The sequence below is a fragment of the Chamaesiphon sp. OTE_20_metabat_361 genome, from assembly GCF_031364565.1.
Genome location: NZ_JANLWO010000192.1, coordinates 1 through 3,586, shown reverse-complemented (window position 1 = coordinate 3,586; position 3,586 = coordinate 1). Strand labels below are relative to the sequence as shown.

The 3,586-nt window shown below is 47.4% G+C and carries 1 protein-coding gene; it reads right to left on the bottom strand.

The window, feature by feature from the left end:
- On the bottom strand, positions 1-3,586 hold a 3,586-nt coding region (locus RMO35_RS05365), incomplete at both ends, for a DUF5724 domain-containing protein (RefSeq protein ID WP_309739105.1).

Genomic DNA, 3,586 nt, shown 5'->3' with positions numbered 1-3,586 from the left:
TTTCCGATCGACTAAAGCCTCAATCTCAGGATTTTTCTTCAGTTTGGCGGGGATGGCTTTGAGGGTTTTTCCGGCTTTGGTAATGGTAATTTCGGGGGTGCCTGTGGTGGTGATGCTCAGGGAGATGGTGGTATCCTCGATCGCAACTACCTGCGGTTTTTCTACCAAATCGGCAATGGCGGCGGCTTCCATCGCCCATTGGAGCCGTTGCGGATCGGCGAATCCGGCGGTGCGGGCGAGGTTTTCCATGCCGATTTCGACGGCGAGTTTTTCGCTGGCGCGGCGTTGGGAGCCAAATTTTTTGCTGGTGCGAAGGAATTCTTGGTAGATCTGGTAGCGTTTGAGGATGTCGGGTTCGCGTTTTTTGCCTGGATCTAATGGGCACAAGCCGAGGGCGCGGATGGAGTCTTGATGGCGTTTTTTGGCGATGCGATCGAGTAATTCTCCTTTCTCGATCTGCCCTAACATGGCATTAGCAAACTGTTTGGCGCGTTGGTGTCCGCTGCCGTTGGAGGCATATTGAGCGGCTTTATCCAACTGTTGCCAGCGTGCTGCGCCCAAGGTAGCATAAACCCGCCCAAACCATTCCACATCGACGGCTCCATCGACTAAACTATTCGCCGAGAGCGGAGTTCGTTCGGCAATTTGGGCAACCCAGATCTCTCGCACATCTTGTTCGACCGACCAATTATTATCTTTAGTATGGGCATGAATCCACCAGACTCCTTCGGCAAAGCCAGGGAGATCGATGGCTTGTTGGATATAATTCACCCATTGAGGCGCGAAGAAGGCAAATTGAATCAGCTTTTCTTCACTAATTTTCGCGGCTCTGACTTGGCGGGCAAATTCTACAGGGGTATCGTTACTGGCGGGAAAGCTAATCCGCATCAAGTGGCTCATCACGGCGGCTTTGCTCTGGTTGCCGTAAGTATAGCCACGCACGAAGGTGGCATTATCTAAATTCTGTAATAGTTTAACGATCGTGGGAATACCTTCAATCGATCTTAAATCCAGTGCTGCATTAGTCGCCGCCGTGGGTAAATCTCCGCGTTGACATTCAATTTCGAGAATGCGATCGCGACAAATATTTGCACATTCGATCGCGATATTCAGGACTGGATCTAGATCTGTTAGTTTCCGCCGCGTGAGATTTTTGAGGTCGGGAAAATTATTTCTCAGATGCTGAATTGGAGTAGCATTTTCTGGTGTTTCTGACTCAAATCGGTTGCCTAATAGATAGTAAATAACATCTGCACTGCTGGCAAAACCCAAACGGTGAGCGATCGACAAATCTGTCAGACTTACAGCTCTACCGTAGCGAATGAGACGGTACCAAATACTCCCGTCGATCCAATTAATCATTTGCCACCACCGCCGAAAATGTTTGTCAGATGCTTCTCCGTTTGGTCGTGCAAAGCTCTTAACAACCGCAATAAAATTTTCTAAATCATAGGTGTCAATCTGTTGAGATGGTGAGTCGATTGCGATCGATCTTTCCAATTCGAGTGGATCTGCCAGTGTTGCTAAAACATGTGCTAGTAAGTCTAGACGAAACTCAATTTGTTGAGGCAGAGGATGTAAATAAAGCAACCACTTAATAATGCGATCGACTAACTCTGGATAGCGCAAATCTAACTTAATTCCCTCGAAAGATCGATCTAAGGCGGTGCGTAATCCATAGTATGGAGAATTTTGATAATCTAAGTAACCTTTTTCTGCTAGTTTTCCAGATCTATCGATACTTGCATAGTAGCGAGGCGCAATTGCTCGAATTAGTTCTAAACCGTCTTCATCTCTATGTCGATTGCTCTGATACCAGTTCTCCCAGACATCCAAGAGGAGAACCATTGCTAAGTTTTCATCACGGGATAGATTGGGATTTAAAGAAGGAAATTGCCAAGTTAAATTACCAAGCAAATATTCAACATTTTCGCCGGAATAATCCTTAATTTGAACCGGAGTTTGACTGTGTTTGTGAATCAGTTCATCGATCGCCACTAAAGTACTTTTCGCCGCAGCCGTATTTATTTCGACGGGATTGGTGCAAGTTACTGGTTCGGGTACATGTAAATCTGCTATGTTTACTAATCCTAACGCATTTCGCAGCGTGACAGACTGAGACTTTTTGACGAAAACTCTCTCTAATAATTGAGTTTCGGCGGTGGTAATCTTATCGCCCCATGTGGTTTGATAGGTTTTGGCGATCGATTGGCACTCAGTTACCAATCGATTCCCCTTGACTAATTCTGCGACTAATTCCAATCCAGCTTGTCGCTGTAACTTATCTTTTGCTGCTAATAATAATCGGGCATAATCGATCGCATCTTCATCCGATTGCTTGAGTAATAAACCTAAGATTCCCTGACGTAGATCGCTAGATTTACGAGTTAGCAAGCCGATTAAATGGGTGGCTTCAGATTTGGCAATATGGCATTTTTTGAGTATTTCTAAAACCTGTTGGCGCACATAGCTACTAGCATCGCCAGCGAGGTTAAATAAGGTATCGCGAATTTCTGCGTCCCACGGCTGAATCTTCGCCAGATCTCTGGCGATGGTTGCCCGTTGATAAGATTCAGCAGCGGCTAGATAAGGAATCATCAGTTTGGGCGATCGATCGCCCAACCATCCACGTAAAATCTGGACGACAGCCTCTTGAGAAACAGTCAGTTTCATCCACTCCCAAACTAATTGGGGTAATTGCTTGGATTTGACTGCCCAACGGGGGAAAATAGCGACGATGCGATCGAATAGTTCCGGCGCAGCCTGTAATAATTCCTGGCTGGCATAAGCAGAATTTAATGCTAACCAAGCCACTCGATCGTCGGGATCTTCGATTGCGCTTAATATTACCAATCTTGATGGATGTAGATCCAGTTGCTTGAGACAGTGAATCGCTACTAATCGATGGCTGGCTTGGGAATGCTGGAGGAGAGTTTTGGCAGATTCGATCGCTTGGAGGGCATCGATAAACGCGATCGACCATAGAGCCAAATATACCGTCTGTGCATCATCGCTGGCGAGGGCGGCTTGTTGCTGGTTGGCATCGCTGAGAAACTCTAAAACTTGCGCGATAATCGCCCGCGCTGGTTTCTCTTGCAATACGTCCAAATCGAACCCAAACCAGACATCTACCGCCCGAAGTGTCGCCGCAAACCGAATTAGATTTTCGTCCAAAATCAGCCTCAACATCCGCTGATACGCGATCGGATGTGCCTCATCTACGCATTCTAAAATCGTCTGGCGCAAGCCCTCTTGACGCTGGGCGGCAACGAGTAGCTTTTCGACAAATTCCCAACCTTCAGGGCGATTTGCCAGCAGGAGCGATCGAGTCACATGTCGCCCCATCGCGCCGATTTCATGTTCGCCTTTGGCTGAAGCGATGAGAATATCGAAAATTTCTTGCCCTAGCTTATCGCCAGCATCAATGGCTGCGGCAAATAGATAGCCCAAAATGTCGCCGTTGTAGCCCAAGTACGGACACCAGCTAGCCAGCCAAGCTAGATCGACATCGTAGCCATTAACCACGTCTAACAAGCGTTGAAACCACCAGGTGCGTTTCGGAAGATAAGCATCGGCTGTCGGTGCG